The organism is Streptomyces sp. NPDC050085, from assembly GCF_044460595.1.
Classification (GTDB): Bacteria; Actinomycetota; Actinomycetes; order Streptomycetales; family Streptomycetaceae; genus Streptomyces.
Genome location: NZ_JBITJZ010000005.1, coordinates 396275 through 419288 on the forward strand (window position 1 = coordinate 396275; position 23014 = coordinate 419288).

At 68.7% G+C, this 23014-nt stretch carries 19 protein-coding genes and 1 riboswitch; of the genes, 14 read left to right on the top strand and 5 right to left on the bottom strand.

Features of this window, described 5'->3' with window-relative positions; genetic code table 11:
• The first annotated feature begins 25 nt into the window (after positions 1-25).
• The 3 genes from ACIBUY_RS21455 (at position 26) to ACIBUY_RS21465 (ending at position 5319) form a co-directional block, all read left to right on the top strand.
• Positions 26-1249, top strand: coding sequence for a sensor histidine kinase (locus ACIBUY_RS21455; RefSeq protein WP_365561949.1), 1224 nt, complete (start codon positions 26-28; stop codon positions 1247-1249).
• Positions 1246-1980: a response regulator gene (locus tag ACIBUY_RS21460; RefSeq protein WP_399153351.1), complete on the top strand. Its 735-nt coding sequence runs from the start codon at positions 1246-1248 to the stop codon at positions 1978-1980. Before ACIBUY_RS21455 ends, ACIBUY_RS21460 begins: the two co-directional genes overlap by 4 nt.
• Positions 1981-2187: 207 nt before the next feature.
• On the top strand, positions 2188-5319 hold the full coding sequence (locus tag ACIBUY_RS21465; RefSeq protein ID WP_399153352.1) for an efflux RND transporter permease subunit: 3132 nt from the start codon (positions 2188-2190) through the stop codon (positions 5317-5319).
• Positions 5320-5459: 140 nt separating this feature from the next.
• Here the strand turns inward: ACIBUY_RS21465 and nadA are convergent, their stop codons facing one another.
• Complete coding sequence (gene nadA / locus ACIBUY_RS21470) at positions 5460-6656, bottom strand: quinolinate synthase NadA (RefSeq protein WP_365561958.1); 1197 nt, start codon at positions 6654-6656, stop codon at positions 5460-5462.
• A 313-nt stretch (positions 6657-6969) separates the two neighbouring features.
• Between nadA and ACIBUY_RS21475 the strand changes: the two genes are divergently transcribed.
• Entirely contained in the window at positions 6970-7326 is a 357-nt protein-coding gene (locus ACIBUY_RS21475; protein WP_365561961.1) for an iron-sulfur cluster assembly accessory protein, read from the top strand.
• 95 nt (positions 7327-7421) lie between these two features.
• On the opposite strand, the gene ACIBUY_RS21480 is transcribed toward ACIBUY_RS21475, so the two are convergent.
• Both ACIBUY_RS21480 and ACIBUY_RS21485 read right to left on the bottom strand, forming a co-directional pair.
• Complete coding sequence (locus ACIBUY_RS21480; RefSeq protein ID WP_399153353.1) at positions 7422-8939, bottom strand: hypothetical protein; 1518 nt, start codon at positions 8937-8939, stop codon at positions 7422-7424.
• A 113-nt stretch (positions 8940-9052) separates the two neighbouring features.
• The gene (locus tag ACIBUY_RS21485) at positions 9053-9262 is read right to left on the bottom strand and encodes a hypothetical protein (protein WP_399153354.1); all 210 of its coding nucleotides are present in this window, start codon (positions 9260-9262) and stop codon (positions 9053-9055) included.
• 133 nt (positions 9263-9395) lie between these two features.
• On the opposite strand from ACIBUY_RS21485, the gene ACIBUY_RS21490 reads away from it, so the two are divergent.
• Positions 9396-10370 (top strand): carbohydrate kinase family protein, encoded by a 975-nt coding sequence (locus ACIBUY_RS21490; protein ID WP_365564574.1) that lies wholly within the window; start codon positions 9396-9398, stop codon positions 10368-10370.
• Positions 10371-10391: 21 nt separating this feature from the next.
• On the opposite strand, the gene ACIBUY_RS21495 is transcribed toward ACIBUY_RS21490, so the two are convergent.
• A complete protein-coding gene (locus ACIBUY_RS21495) occupies positions 10392-11768 on the bottom strand; it encodes a cysteine desulfurase/sulfurtransferase TusA family protein (RefSeq protein ID WP_399153355.1) in 1377 nt (458 codons plus the stop codon).
• 345 nt (positions 11769-12113) lie between these two features.
• Between ACIBUY_RS21495 and coxB the strand changes: the two genes are divergently transcribed.
• The 4 genes from coxB (at position 12114) to ACIBUY_RS21515 (ending at position 16593) form a co-directional block, all read left to right on the top strand.
• The gene (gene coxB, locus ACIBUY_RS21500; RefSeq protein WP_365564569.1) at positions 12114-13073 is read left to right on the top strand and encodes a cytochrome c oxidase subunit II; all 960 of its coding nucleotides are present in this window, start codon (positions 12114-12116) and stop codon (positions 13071-13073) included.
• Positions 13070-14806, top strand: coding sequence for a cytochrome c oxidase subunit I (gene ctaD / locus ACIBUY_RS21505; protein ID WP_365564567.1), 1737 nt, complete (start codon positions 13070-13072; stop codon positions 14804-14806). Before coxB ends, ctaD begins: the two co-directional genes overlap by 4 nt.
• Positions 14803-15201, top strand: coding sequence for a cytochrome c oxidase subunit 4 (locus ACIBUY_RS21510; RefSeq protein ID WP_365564564.1), 399 nt, complete (start codon positions 14803-14805; stop codon positions 15199-15201). Before ctaD ends, ACIBUY_RS21510 begins: the two co-directional genes overlap by 4 nt.
• A gap of 150 nt (positions 15202-15351) precedes the next feature.
• Entirely contained in the window at positions 15352-16593 is a 1242-nt protein-coding gene (locus ACIBUY_RS21515; RefSeq protein WP_365564562.1) for an Ig-like domain-containing protein, read from the top strand.
• Between the two features lie 73 nt (positions 16594-16666).
• Here ACIBUY_RS21515 and ACIBUY_RS21520 read toward each other — a convergent pair whose 3' ends face one another.
• On the bottom strand, positions 16667-17068 hold the full coding sequence (locus tag ACIBUY_RS21520) for a hypothetical protein (RefSeq protein ID WP_399153356.1): 402 nt from the start codon (positions 17066-17068) through the stop codon (positions 16667-16669).
• Between the two features lie 184 nt (positions 17069-17252).
• Here ACIBUY_RS21520 and ACIBUY_RS21525 point away from each other — a divergent pair, with 184 nt between their 5' ends.
• The 5 genes from ACIBUY_RS21525 to trpD all read left to right on the top strand — a co-directional run bounded on the left by ACIBUY_RS21525 (position 17253) and on the right by trpD (position 22655).
• Entirely contained in the window at positions 17253-17873 is a 621-nt protein-coding gene (locus tag ACIBUY_RS21525) for a heme-copper oxidase subunit III (protein ID WP_365564556.1), read from the top strand.
• Between the two features lie 82 nt (positions 17874-17955).
• The gene (locus ACIBUY_RS21530) at positions 17956-18765 is read left to right on the top strand and encodes a c-type cytochrome (protein ID WP_365564553.1); all 810 of its coding nucleotides are present in this window, start codon (positions 17956-17958) and stop codon (positions 18763-18765) included.
• Positions 18762-19817: a Rieske 2Fe-2S domain-containing protein gene (locus tag ACIBUY_RS21535; RefSeq protein WP_365564550.1), complete on the top strand. Its 1056-nt coding sequence runs from the start codon at positions 18762-18764 to the stop codon at positions 19815-19817. Before ACIBUY_RS21530 ends, ACIBUY_RS21535 begins: the two co-directional genes overlap by 4 nt.
• A complete protein-coding gene (locus ACIBUY_RS21540; protein ID WP_365564547.1) occupies positions 19814-21454 on the top strand; it encodes a cytochrome bc complex cytochrome b subunit in 1641 nt (546 codons plus the stop codon). Before ACIBUY_RS21535 ends, ACIBUY_RS21540 begins: the two co-directional genes overlap by 4 nt.
• Positions 21455-21590: 136 nt before the next feature.
• The gene (trpD, locus tag ACIBUY_RS21545) at positions 21591-22655 is read left to right on the top strand and encodes an anthranilate phosphoribosyltransferase (protein WP_399153357.1); all 1065 of its coding nucleotides are present in this window, start codon (positions 21591-21593) and stop codon (positions 22653-22655) included.
• Positions 22656-22741: 86 nt separating this feature from the next.
• Positions 22742-22859: riboswitch (SAM riboswitch) on the top strand.
• The last annotated feature ends 155 nt before the right edge of the window (positions 22860-23014 follow it).

The following is a 23014-nucleotide window of genomic DNA, read 5'->3' on the forward strand; positions in this document are numbered from 1 at the left end:
AGAGGGGGCGGCTACCGTGACCCCGGTGACCCCCCTCGTACGGTGGGCCAGAACCCATCCCCTGGCCCTGGACGCCGTCGTCGCGCTCGGCGTTCTCCTCTGCATGGTCGCCGGTTCCTTCGTCGACCCGAACAACAACTCGGACGGCACCTACGCCTGGGGCGCCCGCACCCCGGACGGCCTGAGCGTCCTCCTGATGACGCTCGGCGCCGCCGCCCTCGTCTTCCGGCGCACGGCCCCGATGTACGTCCTCGCCGCGACCGCGACCGTCTCCCTCGTCGAACTGGTCACCGGCGAACCCCGCGCCCCCGTCGTGATGTCCGCGGTCGTCGCCCTGTACACGGTCGCCGCCCGCACCGACCGCCCCACCACCTGGCGCGTGGGCCTGGCCACGATGGCGGTCCTCACCGGCGTCGCCATGCTCGTCGGACCCCTGCCCTGGTACGCCCAGGAGAACCTCGGCATCTTCGCGTGGACCGGCATGGCCGCGGCCGCGGGCGACGCAGTCCGCTCCCGGCGCGCCTTCGTCTCCGCGATAAGGGAGCGCGCGGAGCGGGCCGAGCGCACCCGCGAGGAGGAGGCCAGGCGTCGCGTCGCCGAGGAGCGCCTGCGCATCGCCCGCGATCTGCACGACGTCGTCGCCCACCACATCGCCCTCGTCAACGTGCAGGCCGGGGTCGCCGCCCACGTCATGGACAAGCGGCCCGACCAGGCGAAGGAAGCCCTCTCGCACGTCCGCGAGGCCAGCCGCTCCGCGCTCAACGAACTCCGCGCCACCGTCGGCCTGTTGAGGCAGTCCGGCGATCCCGAGGCGCCCACCGAACCGGCCCCGGGCCTGGAGCGGCTCGACGACCTCGTCGACACGTTCCGCAACGCGGGCCTGCCCGTCGAGGTGGCCCGCGCCAAGGACGCCCCGCCGCTGCCCGCCGCCGTCGACCTGGCCGCGTTCCGCATCGTGCAGGAAGCCCTGACGAACGTACAGAAGCACGCGGGCGCCGACGCGAAGGCCGAGGTCAGCGTCGTGCGCGTGGGACCCAACGTGGAGGTCTCGGTCCTCGACGACGGGCCGGGCCGCACCGACAGTCGCCCCGACGAGAACGGCGGACACGGCCTGCTGGGCATGCGCGAGCGGGTCACCGCCCTCGGCGGCGCCCTCACCGCGGGACCTCGCTACGGCGGCGGTTTCCGCGTCCATGCGATCCTTCCGGTCAACGACCGCACCATCACGTCAGGGGACCCCACCACATGACCGGCGCCATCATCGGCACCAGCGGCACCAGTGGCACCAGCGGCACCATCAGGGTCCTCCTGGCCGACGACCAGGCCCTGCTGCGCAGCGCCTTCCGGGTGCTCGTCGACTCCGAACCCGACATGGAAGTGGTGGGGGAGGCGTCCGACGGGGCCGAGGCCGTCCGGCTCGCGCGCGCCGAGCGGCCCGACGTCGTCCTCATGGACATCCGGATGCCCGGCACCGACGGCCTCGCCGCGACCCGCGAGATCAGCGCCGACCCCGAACTCGCCCGGGTGCGCGTCGTGATGCTGACGACGTTCGAGGTCGACGAGTACGTGGTGCAGTCGCTGCGGGCCGGCGCCTCGGGCTTCCTCGGCAAGGGCGCGGAGCCCGACGAACTGCTCGGCGCCGTACGGATCGCGGCCGCCGGGGACGCGCTGCTCTCGCCCGCCGCGACCAAGGGGCTGATCGCCAAGTTCCTTGCGCAGGGCGAGGGTTACCAGGAGGGCGAGCGGCCGGGCGGCCCGCACGGGGAGCGGCTCGCGGCGCTCACCGGGCGCGAGCGCGAGGTCCTGATCCAGGTCGCGGGCGGCCACTCCAACGACGAGATCGCCGAGCGCCTCGAGGTCAGCCCGCTCACCGTGAAGACCCACGTGAACCGGGCGATGGCCAAGCTCGGCGCCCGCGACCGGGCCCAACTCGTCGTGATTGCGTACGAATCGGGCCTGGTCCGCCCACGGGTGGAGTGACGCGGGCCCCGCGCCTACTACGGCCGCAGTAGCTCTCGTGGAAGAACGGGACTTGGGAGCGACGATTCCGGTCCCCGCCGTGCCCGAGGGTGTACGAGGCTCCTGCGCATGTCCGCGTCAGGATGTGTCAGCACGTGTCAGCACGTGTCAGCGCGTGTCAGGAGCCGTCGTCCCCCCCCGCTCACGTCGACGGAGAGAACCACTTCCATGTCCTGGCTGTCGAGATTCAGCCTCGCCCAACGCGCCCTGATCGGCCTGGTGTCCCTCATCGCCATCGCCTTCGGCGCGATCGCGATCCCCCAGCTCAAGCAGCAGTTGCTGCCCTCCATCGAACTGCCCATGGTCTCCGTCCTGGCCCCCTACCAGGGCGCGTCCCCCGACGTGGTGGAGAAGCAGGTCGTCGAGCCGCTGGAGAACTCCATCGACGCGGTCGATGGGGTCACCGGCATCACCTCGACGGCCAGCGAGGGCAATGCGGTCCTCATGGCCCGGTTCGACTTCGGCAGCGGCTCCAAGCAGATCGTCGCCGACGTCCAGCAGGCCGTGAACCGGGCCCGCGCCGGGCTGCCCGACGACGTCGACCCGCAGGTCATCGCGGGCTCCACCGACGACATTCCGACCGTCGTGCTCGCCGTCACCTCCGACAAGGACCAGCAGGCGCTCGCCGACCAGCTCGACAAGACCGTCGTGCCGTCCCTCAAGGACATCGACGGCGTCGGCCAGGTCACCGTCGACGGCGTCCGCGACCTCCAGGTGAACGTCACCCCCGACGACAAGAAGATGGCCGCGGCGGGCGTCACCGTCCAGACCCTCGGCCGGTCGCTGCAGGCCGGTGGTGCCACGCTGCCCGCCGGTTCGTTCGCCGAGGGCGGCCACAACCGCACCGTCCAGGTCGGCGGCGGCTTCACCTCGCTGCGCCAGATCGAGGACCTGATGGTCACCGGGCAGGGCGTCAAGAAGCCCGTGCGCCTCGGTGACCTCGCCACGGTGAAGCAGCAGCAGTCCGCGGCGGACTCCATCACCCGCACCGACGGCAGGCCGAGCCTCGCGGTCATGGTCACCATGGACCACGACGGTTCCGCGGTCTCCATCTCCAACGCCGTCAAGGACAAGCTGCCCGGCCTGCGTCAAGACCTGGGCTCCGGCGCGAAGTTGACGGTCGTCAGCGACCAGGGCCCGGCCGTCTCCAAGTCCATCTCGGGCCTGACCACGGAGGGTGCGCTCGGCCTGCTCTTCGCGGTGATCGTGATCCTGGTGTTCCTGGCGTCGCTGCGCTCGACCCTGGTGACGGCGGTCTCCATCCCGCTGTCGGTGGTCCTCGCGCTGATCGTCCTGTGGATCGGCGACCTCTCCCTCAACATGCTCACGCTCGGCGCGCTCACCATCGCGATCGGCCGCGTCGTGGACGACTCGATCGTCGTCCTGGAGAACATCAAGCGCCATCTCGGCTACGGCGAGGAACGCCAGGAGGCGATCCTCAAGGCGGTCCGCGAGGTCGCGGGCGCGGTCACGTCCTCGACGCTGACGACCGTGGCCGTCTTCCTGCCCATCGGTCTGGTCGGCGGCATGGTCGGCGAGCTCTTCGGCTCGTTCTCGATCACGGTGACGGCGGCCCTGATCGCCTCGCTGCTCGTCTCGCTGACGGTCGTCCCGGTCCTCTCCTACTGGTTCCTGCGCGCGCCCAAGTCGATCCAGGGCGTCGACCCGGAGGAGGCCCGCCGCAAGGCCGAGGAGAAGGAGAACCGCTCCTGGCTCCAGCGGATCTACGTCCCCGTCCTGCGCTTCGCGACGCGCCGCCGCCTCACCAGCGTGGCTCTCGCGATCGTGGTCCTGGTCGGCACGTTCGGCATGGCGCCCCTGCTGAAGACCAACTTCTTCGACCAGGGCGAGCAGGAAGTCCTCACCATCAAGCAGGAGTTGAAGCCGGGCACCAGCCTGGGCGCGACCGACGCGTCCGCGCAGAAGATCGAGAAGGTGCTCCAGGGCATCGACGAGATCAAGGACTACCAGGTCACCGTCGGCTCCTCCGGATTCATGGCGGCCTTCGGCGGCGGCACCGACACCAACCAGGCCTCGTACCAGGTGACGCTGAAGGACAAGGCGTCGTACGAGGACACGCAGGACCGCATCGAGCGCGAGCTCGGCAAGCTGTCCGATGTCGGTACGACGACGATCTCGGCCGGTGACGGCTTCGGCAGCCAGGACCTGAGCGTGGTCGTGAAGGCCGCCGACGGCGACGTCCTGCGCACGGCGTCCGAGCAGGTCCGCAAGGCGGTCGCCTCGCTCGACCACGTCACCGACGTCACCAGCGACCTGTCGCAGTCGGTCCCGCGGATCTCGGTGCGCGCCAACTCCGAGGCCGCCGCGGCCGGTTACGACGACACGACGCTCGGCGCCGCCGTCGCCCAGGCGGTCAAGGGCACCACCAGCGCCAAGGCGATACTCGACGACACCGAGCGCGACGTCGTCGTGAAGTCGGCCCGCCCGGCCACGACCCTGGACCAGCTGAAGAAGCTGCCCATGGGCCCGGGCGGGGTGAGGCTCGGCGACATCGCCACGGTCCGACTGGTCGACGGGCCGGTCTCGATGACCCGTATCGACGGCGCCCGCGCCGCCACCATCACGGCGAAGCCGACCGGCGACAACACGGGTGCGGTCAGCACCGACCTCCAGTCGAAGATCAAGAAGCTGGACCTGCCGAAGGGCGCCGAGGCCACCATCGGGGGCGTCACCTCCGACCAGGACGACGCGTTCAAGAACCTCGGCCTGGCGATGCTCGCGGCGATCGCGATCGTCTTCATGCTCCTGGTCGCCACGTTCAGGTCGCTGGCCCAGCCGCTGATCCTGCTGGTGTCGATCCCGTTCGCGGCCACCGGCGCGATCGGCCTGCTGGTCGCCACCGGTACGCCGATGGGAGTGCCCGCGATGATCGGCATGCTGATGCTCATCGGCATCGTGGTCACGAACGCCATCGTGCTGATCGACCTGATCAACCAGTACCGGGCCCAGGGCCTGAGCGTCGTCGAGGCCGTGGTCGAGGGCGGCCGCCACCGTCTGCGCCCGATCCTGATGACGGCCCTGGCGACGATCTTCGCCCTGCTCCCGATGGCGCTCGGCGTCACCGGCGAGGGCGGCTTCATCGCCCAGCCGCTCGCGGTGGTCGTGATCGGCGGCCTGATCACGTCGACGCTGCTCACGCTGCTCCTGGTCCCGACGCTCTACGCGATGCTGGAGCTCCGCAAGGAGAGGCGGGCGAAGAAGCGTGCGGCGAAGCGGCAACGAGAGACCGGGGTGCCGCCCCAGTCCCCGGCCCCGGAGTCGGAGCCGGCCGGAGTCTGACGGCTGCTTGAACGCCGGGAGCCCGGTGGGGACGCGATCCTGCGTCCGCACCGGGCTCCTCGCCGTTACGGGTTGTTCGCCGTTTCCGGGTGCCGCGCCGTCGTGGCCGGTCGCGCAGTTCCCCGCGCCCCTTGGGGGGTTTACGGCAGGGCCAGCATGCGCTCGAGCGCGAGCTTCGCGAACTGTTCCGTCTCGCGGTCGACCTCGATCCGGTTCACGAGCTGTCCGTCGGCCAGGGACTCCAGGGTCCAGACCAGGTGCGGCAGGTCGATCCGGTTCATGGTCGAGCAGAAGCAGACCGTCTTGTCGAGGAAGACGATCTCCTTGCCCTCGGGGGCGAAGCGGTTGGCGAGCCGCCGGACCAGGTTCAGCTCGGTCCCGATGGCCCACTTGGACCCGGCGGGCGCGGCCTCCAGGGCCTTGATGATGTACTCCGTCGAACCGACGTAGTCCGCCGCGGCCACGACCTCGTGCTTGCACTCGGGGTGGACCAGGACGTTGACGCCGGGTATGCGCGCCCGCACGTCGTTGACCGAGTCGAGCGAGAAGCGCCCGTGCACCGAGCAGTGCCCGCGCCACAGGATCATCTTGGCGGCGCGCAGCTCCTCGACGGTCAGGCCGCCGTTCGGCTTGTGCGGGTTGTAGAGGACGCAGTCGTCGAGCGACATGCCGAGGTCGCGCACCGCGGTGTTGCGCCCCAGGTGCTGGTCGGGCAGGAAGAGCACCTTGTCGCCCTGCTCGAAGGCCCAGTTCAGCGCCCGCTCGGCGTTGGACGACGTACAGATGGTGCCGCCGTGCTTGCCGGTGAACGCCTTGATGTCGGCCGAGGAGTTCATGTACGAGACGGGCACGACCTGCTCGGCGATCCCGGCCTCGGTCAGCACGTCCCAGCACTCGGCGACCTGCTCGGCGGTGGCCATGTCGGCCATGGAGCAGCCGGCCGCGAGGTCGGGCAGCACGACCTTCTGCTCGTCACCGGTGAGGATGTCCGCGGACTCGGCCATGAAGTGCACACCGCAGAACACGATGTACTCGGCCTCGGGCCGGGCGGCGGCGTCGCGCGCCAGCTTGAAGGAGTCGCCGGTGACGTCGGCGAACTGGATGACCTCGTCGCGCTGGTAGTGGTGCCCGAGCACGAACACCTTGTCGCCGAGCTTCTCCTTGGCCGCGCGGGCCCGCTCCACCAGGTCCGGGTCGGACGGGGAGGGCAGGTCGCCGGGGCAGTCGACACCGCGCTCGCTGCCGGCGTCGGCCTCGCGGCCGAGCAGCAGCAACGCCAGTGGCGTGGGCGAAACGTCCAGGTCGACAGGGGCCTGGGGGGTCTGGGCCGTGGTCACGTCACGCACCCTTTCTGATCACAAGATCCGTGCGGCGTAGCCGCTCCAGTGGAGCCGGTGCTTGCACCGGGGGGCTTCTCGTCGAAATGACGTTATCTATCATACGTGGTTCACGTCAGTTTGACGACACTCAATTCGTCGATGTGACGCAATCCGCCTCGCCTTCTCGTCGGGAGCCCCGTGCCCGCCCCGCCCCGGGTGTGCGAGCATGAATGGAGAGAAGCGAAAAACCTCGAGGATCCGGAATGGATCCGGGTCTGTGCCGGTTGCAATGGTCGGCAAGCAGTCTCCGTACAACCCGGGAGAGATGTAGATGTCCGTATCGGACGAGACCACCACCGTCAGCGACGGCATCATCCTGAGCGACGCCGCCGCCGGCAAGGTCAAGGCTCTGCTCGAGCAGGAAGGCCGCGAGGACCTGGCCCTGCGGGTGGCCGTTCAGCCCGGCGGCTGCTCCGGCCTGCGCTACCAGCTCTTCTTCGACGAGCGCTCGCTCGACGGCGACGTCGTCAAGGACTTCGACGGCGTCAAGGTCGTCACCGACCGCATGTCCGCCCCGTACCTGGGCGGCGCCTCCATCGACTTCGTCGACACCATCGAGAAGCAGGGCTTCACGATCGACAACCCGAACGCGACGGGTTCCTGCGCCTGCGGCGACTCGTTCAGCTAAGCGGTACCGAGTCGTACGACGAAGGGCGGCCACCCCATTGCGGGGTGGCCGCCCTTCGTCATGTCCGGAGGTTGCGGGGGTTCAACGACGGGCTCTCAGTCCCGCGGCGCCGGCTTCACCCCGCCCGGCCCGTTCTTCTCCGCGGGCGGCACCGTGGAACCGTCCGTCCCCACGACCGCCCGGTCACCCAGCGGCGCGTCCAGGGTGACGGGCAGCGTGTAGAACTTCGCCAGCATGATGCAGACCGTCCCCTTCTTCTTGTGCTCCGTCACCCGCACGGTCACCCGCTGCCCCGACTCGTCCGCCGACGCCGCGTACGTCCCGCACACGCCCCCGGTGAAGTGCAGCGTCAGCGTCCGCCCGTCGGTGCTGTACCCCTCCACCCGTACGTCCCGCGCGTCCGACCCGGGGTCGGACGACGTCGTGCTCGGCCGCGGGCTCGGCGCACTCGGCGCCGTGCTGCCCGAACTGCCGGGCGCCACGAGGAACTTGGGGTCCACCGCCGGATGCGTCACCGTGAAGGCCGCACCCGCGCCGCTCGGCTCCACCCGGAACAGCCACGACGGCACCAGCACCTGCTGCCCGCCGACGTAGTGCGCGGCGAGCCCGAACGTGGCCCCGGTGACGGCGACCGTCGTGGACGCGGGCGGCCGCGGCGACGAGGGCGTGCACCCGGCGCCCTGCTCGGCGCCCGCCGAACTCCCCTTCGCGTCGCCTTCCAGCGGCACCGCACTCGCGCACCCGCCGATCGACACCCGGCCCCCGGCCGCCATGCCGTTCAGCCGCTCGATGGTCTGCTTCGCGCTGATCGTGGGGTACGTGTCACCCTTGACCAGCGGCTTCAACTGCCCACTGCCGCCCACCACTTCACCGTCCGAGCCGACCTGGACACCGGTCGACCAGCCGTACGTGGGCAGCCCGCCCACCTTCGGGTCGGCGTTCACCACCCGTGTGGCGCCCATGAGTTGGGACGCGTCCAGCTTCGCGTCGTCCTGACCGAGGGCCTTGAGGATCGGTGCCGCCGCCTCCTTCGCGACGGCCGCGCTCACCGCGTCGCCCTCGCTGCCGCTGCCCACCGGGTCCGAACACTTCGCCACACCACTGCACTTGTGACCGCCCGACGGCGCGTACCGGGAGTACGTCCAGGTCCCCGGCGCCTTCCGGTTCACCTGCAGCGAGGGCCCCGAACCGTCCTTCGCCGGGCCCAACCGCCAGGCGTCGCCGTCCAGTCGGGGCGTGCCGCCGACGTCGAGGGCCTTGCCGAGCGCGGCCACCTCGGCGGCGCCCACCTCACCCTCGGCGCGGTAGACGGGTGCCTCGTCCGGCCCGTCGGGCAGCTCGCCGGTCGCCCGGTAGCGCGTGCCGTTCGGGTCGGGCTCACCCGGCGCGATCCCGTTCGCGTTCCCCGGACTGCCGCCCTCGGAGTAGCCGTCCAGGGCGAGCGGCGGGGGAGTGCCGCCGTCGCCGGGTCCCGACGAGGCCTTCTCCCCCGACGCGCTCGTCGCCAGGTACGCGCCACCGCCCCCGGCGAGCAGCACAGCCGCCGCGACCGAGGCGACCGCCAGCGTGCGCCGCCGCCGGTGTCGATCCTGCGTCTGCTCTTCCGTGCTCACCGCATCGCTCCTTCAACTGCCGCGTCGTATCCCGCATCCCCTTTATGAGGGACAGCCACAGGGGACAGCGATGGGACGCGTCGGGGGAGCGCGCGGTTCCCTCCCGGGCGCCGTCAGTCGGCGAAGTCCGCCATCGCGTCGATGAGACGGGCGGACGAAGCGGGCACGACGACCCCGTGGATACCGGCCGCCCCGACCGCGGGATGCGGCTGCCGCACCTCCCAGGGCGCACGCGGCAGCACCCAGTGCGGCACCATCCGCTCGCAGTCGCCGCGCAGCGCGGCGAGTCCGTCCTGGGTCATGAAGGACACGTCGTAGGTCATAGCCGCACCGTAGGCACGCTCGAGCTCACCGCAAAAGGCCTACTATCAGGTAGTTTCCGCACTTCAGAGCAGGGCCGGGAACCGGGTAGCGTAAAGCGTCAATCCCTCCCCTTTCAGGAAGCGTGCTCACGCCGTGCGAATCGCAGTCACCGGCTCCATCGCCACCGACCACCTGATGACCTTCCCCGGCCGCTTCGCCGACCAATTCGTCGCCGACCAGCTGCACACGGTCTCCCTCTCCTTCCTCGTCGACAACCTCGACGTACGCCGGGGAGGCGTCGGCGCCAACATCGCCTTCGGTATGGGACAGCTCGGCACGAGCCCGATCCTGGTGGGCTCCGCGGGCTTCGACTTCGACGAGTACCGCGCGTGGCTCGACCGCCACGGCGTGGACACGGAGTCGGTCCGCATCTCGGAGACGCTCCACACCGCCCGCTTCGTGTGCACCACGGACGCCGACCACAACCAGATCGGCTCCTTCTACACGGGCGCCATGAGCGAGGCCCGCCAGATCGAGCTGAAGACCGTCGCCGACCGCGTGGGCGGCCTCGACCTGGTCCTCATCGGCGCCGACGACCCCGAGGCGATGCTCCGCCACACCGAGGAGTGCCGCAGCCGCGCGATCCCGTTCGCCGCGGACTTCTCGCAGCAGATCGCCCGCATGGACGGCGCCGAGATCCGCACCCTCCTCGAGGGCGCCACCTACCTCTTCTCGAACGAGTACGAGAAGGGCCTCATCGAGTCCAAGACCGGCTGGACCGACGCCGAGATCCTCGGCAAGGTCGGCCACCGCGTGACGACCCTCGGCGCGCGCGGCGTCCGCATCGAGCGCGTCGGCGACGACCCGGTCGAGGTCGGCGTACCGGAGGAGAACGCCAAGATCGACCCGACCGGCGTCGGCGACGCGTTCCGCGCCGGCTTCCTGTCGGGCCTCGCCTGGGGCGCCACCCTGGAGCGCGCGGCCCAGGTCGGCTGCATGCTCGCGACCCTGGTCATCGAGACCCTCGGCACGCAGGAGTACGAGCTGCGCCGGGCGCCGTTCATGGACCGGTTCACCAAGGCGTACGGCCACGACGCCGCGACCGAGGTGCAGCAGTACCTCTCCTAGTACCGCCAGTACCGCTCGAAGTCAGCGCAGGCGGCGGACCACATACGCGACCCCCCGGTCCGCCGCCCGCTCTCCCACGTACTCCTGCTTCTGGGTCCAGCACCACGCCGGGATGTCCACGGCAGCCACCTCGTCATCGGCGAGGACGGTGACGGTCCCGCCCACCCGTACGCCCCCGATGGCCCTGGCGAGTTCGATGACGGGCAGCGGGCAGCTCATCCCCAGCGCGTCCACGGTCACCGCCTCCGCCGTACCCGCGGCCGCCGCGACCGGAGCCCCCAGCTTCTCCCGTACGCCGCCCACGACCTCGGGCAACACCTCCAGGAACCGCTCGACCTCGGACTCCGGCGTACCCATCGGCAGCGACACCCGCACGTTCCCCTCGCTCACCACGCCCATGGCACGCAGCACATGGCTGGGCGTCAGGGTGCTGCTGGTGCACGACGATCCGGACGACACCGAGAAGCCGGCCCGGTCGAGCCCGTGCAACACGCTCTCCCCGTCCACGTACAGACACGAGAACGTCACCAGGTGCGGCAACCGCCGCACCGGATCGCCGACGACCTCCACGTCCGTCACCAGCTCGGGCACCCGCGCCCGGATCCGGTCCGTCAACTCCCGCAGCCGCACCGCCTCCGCGGCCGCCTCGGCCCGCACGGCCCGCAGCGAGGCGGCCGCCGCCACGATGCCCGGAATGTTCTCGAACCCCGCGGCCCGCCCCGACTCCCGCTCGTCGGCAGGCCCTTGAGGCGCGAACCGCACCCCCTTGCGCACGACGAGGATGCCGACCCCCGCGGGCCCGCCCCACTTGTGGGCGCTCCCGGCCAGCAGCGACCAGTCACCCGCCACCGGACCCCAGGCCAGCGACTGCGCCGCGTCCACCAGCAGCGGCACGCCCGCGTCCCGGCACGCCTGCGCCACTTCCGCGACCGGCTGCACGGTCCCCACCTCGTGGTTGGCGGACTGCAGACACGCCAGGGCGGTGTCGTCCCGCAGCGCACCGGCGTACGCCGAAACGGACACGGCACCCTCCCGCGCCACGCCCACCTCGGTCACCGAACCGCCGTCGCCCTCGTGGGACGCCGCCGAATGGAGCACCGCCGAGTGCTCCACCGCGGAGACCACGAGATGCCGCCCGACACGCCGACGGCCGGCGAGTGCTCCGGCGATCCCGTCGTGCACGGCCCGCGTCCCCGACGACGTGAACACGAGCTCGTCCGCCCGGCACCCCACCGCCTCTGCGGCCGCCTCACGAGCGGCGTCAAGCAGCAGCCGCGCCCGTCGCCCTTCCCGGTACAACCGCGCGGGATCGGCCCACCCCTCGTCGAGCGAGGCCTGCAACGCCTGGCGGGCAACGGGATGAAGGGGAGCGGCGGAGGCAACATCAAAGTAGGACACGCGAGGAGGCTAGAACGCCGCGCAGGGAGACGCCCCAGGGGCGCGGGGAACTGCGCGAGCAACCACGACGAGACCGGCACTCGCCAACGGACAAATCCCCCACCCTCAGTAGGCGCCCGGCCCTCCGCTCCGACCCCCCGTCAGAAACCCCCCGGAGCAGGCACATCCCACCCTTCGGAGTGACCCGCGGCGCGTTAGGCACCCTCCCCGCGCGACCCCAAATAGCGTCCAGTAGGGTTTGGTCCGCATAAACATCCAAACCCCTGCCCGTGTGCCAGGGCGGCGAGCGACCAGCGAGACGGCCGTAGCCAACCAGCGCGGGCGAGACTCTCGGGAAGGCGCTACGTGAGTCCCAACGGCTCCGACCGCTCGTCGCGGCGCCCGATGCGGCGGAAGCTGCCGCAGGTGCTGACTGCGGGCCTGATCCTGGTAACCGCTACCGGTTGCACATACAAGGACTTCCCCCGTCTTGGTATGCCCACTCCGGTGACGGAAGAAGGTCCCCGGATCCTCTCCCTCTGGCAGGGCTCGTGGGCGGCAGCGCTCGCCACGGGCGTGCTGGTGTGGGGTCTGATCCTGTGGAGCATCATCTTCCACCGGCGTAGCCGCACCAAGATCGAGGTTCCGACGCAGACGCGGTACAACATGCCGCTCGAGGCGCTGTACACGGTGGTTCCGCTCATCATCGTGTCGGTCCTCTTCTACTTCACCGCGCGCGACGAGTCGAAGCTCCTGAAGCTCGACGACAAGCCCGCACACACCATCAACGTGGTCGGCTACCAGTGGAGCTGGGGCTTCAACTACGTCGAGAACGTGCCGGGTGTCTCCGGTGACGCGAAGACCTCCAAGGAGCTCTCCGCGATCCCGAGCCGCTTCAAGGAGGACTTCCCGGCGAACGCCGGCGGTGTCTACGAGGTCGGTACTCCGGGTTCCAAGGACCCGGTGACCCACAACCCCGGCCCGACCCTCTGGCTCCCCAAGGGCGAGAAGGTCCGCTTCGTCCTCACTTCGCGTGACGTCATCCACTCCTTCTGGGTGGTGCCGTTCCTCATGAAGCAGGACGTCATTCCGGGCCACACCAACGCCTTCGAGGTGACCCCCAACAAGGAAGGCACCTTCCTGGGCAAGTGCGCCGAGCTCTGCGGCGTCGACCACTCCAGGATGCTCTTCAACGTGAAGGTCGTGTCTCCCGAGGCGTACAAGAAGCACCTCGAGGAACTGGCCAAGAAGGGGCAGACCGGTTACGTCCCGGCTGGCATCGCCCAGACGGACCACGAGAAGGACCGGGAGACGAAGAACCTGTGAGCATCCTCAACGAACCCCAGGGTGCTGCCGCGGCTGACGACTCTTACGAGAACGAGCTGCCGGTCAGGACCAAGAAGCCGGGCAACGTCGTCATCAAGTGGCTGACCACCACTGACCACAAGACGATCGGCACGCTCTACCTGGTCACGTCGTTCGCGTTCTTCTGCATCGGCGGTCTGATGGCGCTCTTCATGCGCGCCGAACTGGCCCGTCCCGGCACGCAGATCATGTCGAACGAGCAGTTCAACCAGGCGTTCACGATGCACGGCACGATCATGCTGCTGATGTTCGCGACGCCGCTGTTCGCGGGCTTCGCGAACTGGATCATGCCGCTGCAGATCGGCGCCCCCGACGTCGCGTTCCCGCGACTGAACATGTTCGCCTACTGGCTGTACCTGTTCGGCTCGCTGATCGCGGTGGGTGGCTTCCTCACCCCGCAGGGCGCGGCCGACTTCGGCTGGTTCGCGTACTCGCCGCTCTCGGACGCCGTCCGCTCGCCGGGCATCGGCGCCGACATGTGGATCATGGGTCTGGCCTTCTCCGGCTTCGGCACGATCCTCGGCTCGGTCAACTTCATCACCACGATCATCTGCATGCGCGCTCCCGGCATGACGATGTTCCGCATGCCGATCTTCGTGTGGAACGTGCTGCTGACCGGTGTGCTGGTCCTGCTGGCCTTCCCGGTCCTCGCGGCCGCGCTGTTCGCCCTGGAGGCGGACCGCAAGTTCGGTGCCCACGTATTCGACGCCGCAAATGGCGGCGCGCTGCTATGGCAACACCTCTTCTGGTTCTTCGGCCATCCAGAGGTGTACATCATCGCCCTGCCATTCTTCGGAATCATTTCCGAAGTGATCCCGGTGTTCTCGAGAAAGCCGATGTTCGGCTACTCGGGCCTCATCGGCGCGACGATCGCCATCGCCGGTCTCTCCGTGACCGTGTGGGCGCACCACATGTACGTGACCGGTGGCGTGCTGCTCCCGTTCTTCTCCTTCATGACGTTCTTGATCGCCGTGCCAACAGGCGTGAAGTTCTTCAACTGGATCGGAACGATGTGGAAGGGCTCGTTGTCCTTCGAGACACCGATGCTCTGGGCGATCGGCTTCCTGATCACCTTCACCTTCGGTGGTCTGACCGGCGTCATCCTGGCGGCCCCGCCGCTGGACTTCCACGTGTCGGACTCGTACTTCGTGGTGGCGCACTTCCACTACGTGATCTTCGGTACGGTCGTCTTCGCGATGTTCTCCGGATTCCACTTCTGGTGGCCGAAGTTCACCGGCAAGATGCTCGACGAGCGCCTCGGCAAGATCACGTTCTGGACGCTGTTCGTGGGCTTCCACGGCACGTTCCTGGTGCAGCACTGGCTGGGTGTCGAGGGCATGCCGCGTCGTTACGCGGACTACCTCGCGGCCGACGGCTTCACCGCGCTGAACACGATCTCGACGATCTCGTCCTTCCTGCTCGGTCTGTCGATCCTGCCGTTCTTCTACAACGTCTGGAAGACCGCCAAGTACGGCAAGAAGATCGAGGTCGACGACCCGTGGGGCTACGGCCGTTCGCTCGAGTGGGCGACGTCCTGCCCGCCGCCGCGGCACAACTTCCTCACCCTGCCGCGCATTCGCTCCGAATCGCCGGCGTTCGACCTGCATCACCCTGAGATCGCGGCCCTGGACCAGCTGGAGAACTCCGGCCACGGCTCCAAGGCGCTCGCTGGCGGCAAGGAGGCCGGCAAGTGAAGGTCCAAGGCAAGATGTTCATCTGGCTGAGCCTCTTCGTCCTGATCATGGCCGGTGTCTACGGCGTGTGGTCGAAGGAGCCGGCCGGTACGACGGCGCTCTTCCTGACGTTCGGCCTGTGCATCATGATCGGCTACTACCTGGCCTTCACGGCCCGGCGGGTCGACACCGGCGCGCAGGACAACAAGGAGGCCGACGTCGCGGACGACGCCGGCGAGGTGGGCTTCTTCAGCCCGCACTCCTGGCAGCCGCTCGCCCTCGCCGTCGGCGGCGCCATCGCGTTCATGGGCGTCATCTTCGGCTGGTGGCTGATGTACTTCGGCGCCCCCGTGATCCTGTTCGGTCTGTGGGGCTGGGTCTTCGAGTACTACCGCGGCGAGAACCAGAACCAGTAGCACCGTGTAGGTCTGCGCGGCTTCTGAACTCCCGTACCCGAAGGGCCCGGACACTCCTGACGGAGTGTCCGGGCCCTTCGGCATCCCCGCCCATGCCCCGTGCGGCTCACTCACCGCGCTGGACGAGGCGAACCTTCTTACGGTGTGTTCATGAACCACTCACCGCGCATCCGTACGGTTCTTGGCTGCACCCTGTTGGTGGCCGCACTCGGTGCGGGCGTCACGGCCTGCGGCAGCTCCGGCCACCCGCTCTCCGCCAAGCCGTACGACGCGGCGAGCCAGATCTCCTTCAGCGGGCCCGTCGGGTCCAAGAAGGCGGATCCCGACAAGCCCCTGGAAGTCACCGCGCAGGGCGACGAGGGCCGCATCACCGACGTCACGGCGACGGACGCCCTGGGGCGCTACGTCGCGGGCGAACTCTCCGCCGACGGCAGGAGATGGCACACGACGTCCCCGCTGGCCGCTGACGCCCAGTACACGGTCCGGGTCAGCACCGAGGACGAGGACGGCGCACCCGGCCGCAAGGTCCTCAGCTTCGAGACGGGCAACCCCAGCAAGGAAAAGGCCCTGAAGGTCACCTTCGGCCCGGAGGGCGGCAAGTACGGCGTCGGCCAGCCCGTCACGGCCGAACTCAACAAGCCCGTCAAGGACGAGAAGGCCCGCGCCATCGTCGAACGCGCCCTGAAGGTCGAGTCCGTGCCCGCCGCGAGCGGCGGCTCCTGGTACTGGGTGGACAGCAAGACCCTGCACTTCCGGCCCGAGAAGTACTGGCCGGCCAACGCCACCATCACGGCGCGCAGCAACCTCAAGGGCATCAAGATCACCGACGCCCTGTGGGGCGGCGAGAGCAAGCCGTTGACCATCACCACCGGGGACCGCCTGGAGGCCGTCACCGACGCGGGCTCGCACTACATGACGGTCTACCGCAACGGCAAGGAGATCAACTCCATCCCGGTCACCACCGGCAAGCCCGGCTACGAAACCCGAAACGGCGTCAAGGTCGTGCTGGGCCAGGAGTACTCCGTACGCATGACCAGTGCCAGCATCGGCGCCTCCGACTTCTACGACAAAGAGGTCTACTACGCGACGCGCGTGACCTGGAGCGGCGAGTACGTGCACGCCGCGCCCTGGTCCGAGGGCTCCCAGGGCTACGAGAACACCAGCCACGGCTGCACCGGCATGAGCACCGACAACGCCGCCTGGTTCTACGACACGTTCCGCCGCGGCGACATCGTCAAGGTCGTCAACAGCTACGGCGAGGACATGGACCCGTTCGGCAACGGGTTCGGCGACTGGAACCTCAGCGAGAAGAAGTGGAGCGAGGGCAGCGCCCTGTCGACCACGGGCAAGCCCGATCCCGCGCGCCAGGCGCGGCTCAGCCCCGAGGTCTGAGCCCGTCAGGTGTGAGACTTCCGACTCCCGTACGTCACCGACGTACGGGAGTCGCTCGTTCTGCCCTCGTGGGTCAGGCGCTGACGGCCTGTCGGGTGCGCAGCAGGGCCGCCAGCGCGCCGGCGAACTCGACGGGCTCCACCGGCAGCGTCACCGCGGCCTCGGCGCGGCTCCACGTGGCCAGCCAGGCGTCCTGCGGGCGGCCGATCAGGAGCAGCACCGGCGGGCAGCGGAAGACCTCGTCCTTGATCTGCCGGCACACGCCCATGCCGCCCGCGGGCACCGCCTCGCCGTCCAGCACGCAGACGTCGATGCCGCCGCGGTCCAGCTCCTTGAGGACCGCGGGCAGGGTGGCGCACTCGATGAACTGGACCTCGGGAACGTCCGACGCGGGCCTGCGGCCTGTCGCGAGACGCACCTGCTCCCGCGTGTTGGCGTCGTCGCTGTAGACCAGAACCGTCGCGGTCGACTGCATCGTTCCTCCGAGGCGTCGTCAATCTGGGGTGTCCTAAGGCGTACTTGGCGCGGAGCCTACTCCTCCCGACACCCCGTCAACACCGGTTCGCACAGGCCTCCGATGGGCCATATGGGCTGGACACACCCCCCAGACACTCCGAACGGCACCCCCCGGAGTGAGGGCGAGATAAGCGACCGACATAATGTCGGTCGTGGCGACAGCAACGACAGTAGAAACCGGGCACGCGCACCCGTCGGTCAATCGACCGAACCTCACCAGCGTCGGAACCATCATCTGGCTGAGTTCCGAGCTGATGTTCTTCGCGGCCCTCTTCGCGATGTACTTCACCCTGCGATCGGTGACGGGACCGGAGCACTGGAAGGAAATGGCCTCGAGCCTGAACCTTCCGTTCTCCGCGACGAACACCACGATCCTGGTGCTCTCCTCCCTGACCTGTCAGCTCGGCGTGTTCGCCGCCGAGCGCGGGGACGTGAAGAAGCTCCGGATGTGGTTCATCGTCACCTTCATCATGGGTGCGATCTTCATCGGCGGTCAGGTCTTCGAGTACACCGAACTGGTCAAGAAGGACGGGCTCTCGCTCTCCTCCGACCCGTACGGCTCGGTGTTCTACCTGACTACCGGCTTCCACGGCATGCACGTGACAGGCGGCCTCATCGCCTTCCTGTTCGTCCTCGGCAGGACGTACGCAGCCCGGAAGTTCACCCACGAGCAGGCGACCGCCGCCATCGTCGTGTCCTATTACTGGCACTTCGTCGACGTCGTCTGGATCGGCCTCTTCGCCACGATCTACCTGATCAAGTAGTTCGCAAGAGCGCAGCACCGGGCGAAGAACCCGACACATTCCCGCAGCACCGACGCAGAAGATCCTGACACCGGGGTAATCCGTGAAAAAGCTCTCCGCACGACGACGCCATCCGCTGGCGGCGGTCGTCGTCCTACTCCTCGCGCTGGCGGCCACCGGGGGGCTGTACGCCGCGTTCGCGCCCGCGAGCAAGGCGCAGGCCGATGAAACATCCCAGTCCCTCGCTATTGACGAGGGCAAGAAGCTCTTCGCCGTAGGCTGCGCCAGCTGCCACGGAACCGGCGGTCAGGGCACCTCCGACGGGCCGAGCCTCGTGGGCGTCGGCTCCGCCGCCGTCGACTTCCAGGTCGGCACCGGCCGCATGCCTGCCCAGCAGCCCGGCGCTCAGGTCCCGCGCAAGAAGGTCATCTACACGCAGACCGAGATCGACCAGCTCGCGGCGTACATCGCCTCGCTGGGTGCCGGTCCGGTCGCGCCGACCTCCGAGGACTACAGCCCGGAAGGCGCGGACATCGCCAAGGGTGGCGAGCTGTTCCGCACCAACTGCGCGCAGTGCCACAACTTCACCGGTGAAGGCGGCGCGCTGACGCACGGCAAGTTCGCACCGAGCCTCGAGGGTGTCGCCCCGAAGCACATCTACGAGGCCATGCAGACCGGCCCGCAGAACATGCCGTCCTTCCCGGACACGACGATGACCAAGCAGAACAAGAAGGACATCATCGCGTACCTCGACGCGGTCAACGGCGACAAGACGCAGAGTCCTGGCGGTCTCAAGCTGGGCGGGCTCGGCCCGGTCAGCGAGGGTCTGTTCGCCTGGATCTTCGGTCTCGGCGCCCTCGTCGCCGTCGCCATCTGGGTCGCCGCTCGGACCGCAAAGGCCAAGAAGTCATGAGTAGCCAAGACATTCCAGAAGAGAACCTGCCGGCCGAGCAGGGCGACGGACACGGTTCCGTCGAACCGGCGAAGGACAACCCCTTCGCCGACCCGGGCCTGCCCCCGCACGAGCACCGGATCCAGGACATCGACGAGCGGGCCGCCAAGCGGTCCGAGCGCGTCGTGGCGATGCTCTTCACGATCTCGATGCTGGCCACCGTCGGCTTCATCGCCTCGTACGTCACGCTCGACGTCGACAAGAGCATCTACGTCTTCCCGCTCGGTCACATCAGCGCGCTGAACTTCGCGCTGGGCATGACCCTCGGCGTGGCCCTGTTCTGCATCGGCGCGGGCGCGGTCCACTGGGCCCGCACCCTGATGTCCGACGTCGAGGTCACCCAGGAGCGCCACCCGATCGAGGCCGAGCCCGAGGTCAAGGCCAAGGTTCTGGCCGACTTCGCGGACGGTGCGCGCGAGTCGCAGTTCGGTCGGCGCAAGCTGATCCGCAACACGATGTTCGGCGCCCTCGCCCTGGTGCCCCTGTCCGGCGTCGTCCTTCTCCGTGACCTCGGCCCGCTGCCGGGCACGAAGCTGCGCCACACGGCGTGGAAGAAGGGCCTCAAGCTCGTCAACATGAACACGAACGAGCCGCTGCGTGCATCGGACATCGCGGTCGGTTCGCTCACCTTCGCCAAGCCCGAGGGCCTGGAGGAGCACGACGAGGACTTCCAGACGGTCATGGCCAAGGCGGCCCTGATGCTCGTCCGCATCCAGCCGGACAACATCAAGGACAAGAAGGAACTCGAGTGGTCGCACGAGGGTGTGGTCGCGTACTCGAAGATCTGCACCCACGTCGGTTGCCCGATCTCCCTGTACGAGCAGCAGACGCACCACGTGCTCTGCCCCTGTCACCAGTCCACCTTCGACCTCTCCGACGGTGCGCGGGTGATCTTCGGTCCCGCCGGTCACGCACTGCCGCAGCTGCACATCGATGTCGATGACGAGGGCTTCCTCGTGGCGCAGGGCGACTTCGCTGAGCCCGTCGGTCCTGCCTTCTGGGAGCGCGGATGAGTACTACGACCACCAACGAAGCGCCTTCCCGCGAGAAGGCACCGGCCGGCGAGCGCGTCGCCGACTGGGCGGACGGACGCCTGGGGATCTACTCCCTGGCCAAGTCCAACATGCGCAAGATCTTTCCGGACCACTGGTCCTTCATGCTCGGCGAGATCTGCATGTACAGCTTCATCATCATCATCCTCACGGGTGTGTACCTGACGCTGTTCTTCCACCCGTCGATGAACGAGGTGGAGTACCACGGCAGCTACGTCCCGCTGCAGGGACAGCTGATGTCCGAGGCGTTCAACTCGACCATGCACATCTCCTTCGATGTGCGCGGTGGTCTGCTGATCCGGCAGATCCACCACTGGGCCGCGCTGATCTTCCTCGCCGGCATGTTCGTGCACATGATGCGCGTGTTCTTCACGGGTGCGTTCCGCAAGCCGCGTGAGGTCAACTGGGTCTTCGGCTTCCTGCTGTTCGTCCTCGGCATGTTCACCGGCTTCACCGGTTACTCGCTCCCGGACGACCTGCTCTCCGGAACCGGTGTCCGCTTCATGGAGGGCGCGGTCCTGGCCACGCCGATCGTCGGAACGTACCTGTCGTTCTTCCTGTTCGGCGGCGAGTTCCCGGGCGGCGACTTCGTGGCCCGCTTCTACTCGGTGCACATCCTGCTGCTGCCGGGGATCATGCTCGGCCTGATGGCGGCGCACCTGATCCTGGTCTTCTACCACAAGCACACGCAGTTCGCGGGTGCCGGAAAGACCGAGAAGAACGTCGTCGGCATGCCGCTGCTGCCGGTCTACATGGCCAAGGCCGGAGGCTTCTTCTTCCTGGTCTTCGGTGTCATCGCGGTCATCGCGGCCATCGCCTCGATCAACCCGATCTGGGCCATCGGTCCGTACCGTCCGGACCAGGTGTCCACCGGCGCCCAGCCCGACTGGTACATGGGCTTCTCCGAGGGCCTGATCCGTGTGATGCCAGGCTGGGAGATCAACTTCTGGGGTCACACGCTCGCCCTGGGCGTGGCCATCCCGCTGATCGTGGTCTTCCCGCTGGTCCTGGTCGTCATCGCGGTCTACCCGTTCCTCGAGGCCTGGGTCACCGGCGACAAGCGCGAGCACCACATCCTGGACCGCCCGCGCAACGCCCCGACGCGTACGGCCTTCGGTGCCGCGTGGATCTCCTGGTACTTCGTGTGCATGGTCGGTGGTGGCAACGACCTGTGGGCCACGCACTTCCACCTGTCGATCAACGCGATCACCTGGTTCGTCCGGATCAGCTTCTTCGTGATGCCGGTCGTGGTCTTCATCGTCACCAAGCGGATCTGCCTCGGCCTCCAGCGCCGCGACAAGGACAAGGTGCTGCACGGACGCGAGTCCGGCATCATCAAGCGCCTGCCGCACGGTGAGTTCATCGAGGTGCACGAGCCGCTGAACCAGGAGGCCCTGCACACCCTCACGGCGCACGAGCAGTACGAGCCGCTCGAGCTCGGCCCCGAGGTCGACGAGAACGGTGTGGAGCGCAAGGTGTCGCGCCTGCAGAAGGCACGCGCCAAGCTCTCGAAGGGCTACTACGGGGAGAACAACCAGATCCCCAAGCCCACCGCCGAGGAGTACAAGGAGATCACCAGCGGCCACGGCCACCACTGATCCCTGATCGGCTGATCCGTCAGCTGTCCGCCACGGCAGGAGCCCTCGTCCAGGCACTGGACGGGGGCTCTTTGCCGTCCCCACCGCTGGATAAGGTGGGTCCGTTCCATCCTTACGGACAACTTCAGGAGCGGCCATGAGCGCTTTGACCCCCGCAGGAGGCAACACCGCGGCGGGCCGTTCCTGGCCCTCCGTCCTCAACGGCCTGCTGGAAGGCCGTGACCAGAGCGCCGACGACACCGCGTGGGCGATGGACCGCATCATGCGCGGCGAGGCCACCGACGCGCAGATCGCCGCCTTCGTGGTGGCGCTGCGGGCCAAGGGCGAGACCGTGGAGGAGATCACCGGTCTCGTACGTGCGATGTACGAGCACGCCAATGTGATCGAGGTGCCCGGCGAGACCGTCGACATCGTCGGGACCGGCGGCGACGGCGCGAAGACCGTCAACATCTCCACCATGTCCGCGATCGTCATCGCGGGAGCCGGCGTGAAGGTGGTCAAGCACGGCAACCGGGCCGCGTCCTCCGCATCCGGCTCGTCGGACGTACTGGAGAAGCTGGGCGTCAATCTCGATCTGACGCCGGCCCGCGTCCCCCAGGTCGCGGACGAGGCGGGCATCACCTTCTGCTTCGCCGTGAAGTTCCACCCCGCCCTGCGGTACGCGGGCGCGGCGCGCGGGCAGATCGGCATCCGGACCGTGTTCAACCTGCTCGGCCCGCTGACCAATCCGGCCCGGGTGCGGGCGCAGGCGGTCGGGGTCGCCGATGCCCGGATGGCGCCGGTGGTGGCCGGGGTCTTCGCCGAGCGCGGCAATTCCTCGCTCGTGTTCCGTGGCGACGACGGGCTCGACGAGCTGACCATCACCGGGACGTCCCGGGTGTGGGTCGTGCGCGACGGGTCCGTGCGCGAGGAGGTCTTCGACCCGCGGGACGTCGGCATCGAGCCGGTGTCCATCGAGGCGCTGCGGGGCGGGGACCCGTCGTTCAACGCCGAGGTCGCCCGGCGGCTGCTCGACGGGGAGCGCGGGCCCGTGCGCGATGCCGTGCTGCTCAACTCCGCCGCCGCGCTCGTCGCCGTGCGGCCGGGCAGCGGGACGCTCGCCGAGCAGATCAGGGCCGGCATGGACCGGGCCGCCGAGTCGATCGACTCCGGGGCGGCCAAGGCCACGCTCGAACGCTGGGTCGTCGCCAGCAACCGCTGAGTGTGACGCAGGGCGCAGTCCGGAACGTCTCAAGAACTGGACTGCGCCCTTGCCGTATCCGAGACGTGTGGCAGGATGCTCTTCAAGGTCATGAGTGACAGCGATCGAGGCCCCAGCCCGCTGTCCGGCAACCCTCCGTCCGTGGCGGGGTGCCCTGGGTGAAGACCAGGCCGTGAGCAGCAAGGCTCATGGCAAGCGCGGACCCCTTGCAACCCTGGGGTCCTGGTCCTCAAGGGAGCAGTCTCGTGAGCAAGCGAATGCGATAGGGCGTTTCGGCCCCGCCTCTGCGTACCCGTTTCCTCTTTTCTTTCCATGCCGTCGAGCCCTGTTCCGTAGGCTCAGTCGTGGCTTCGGCATGG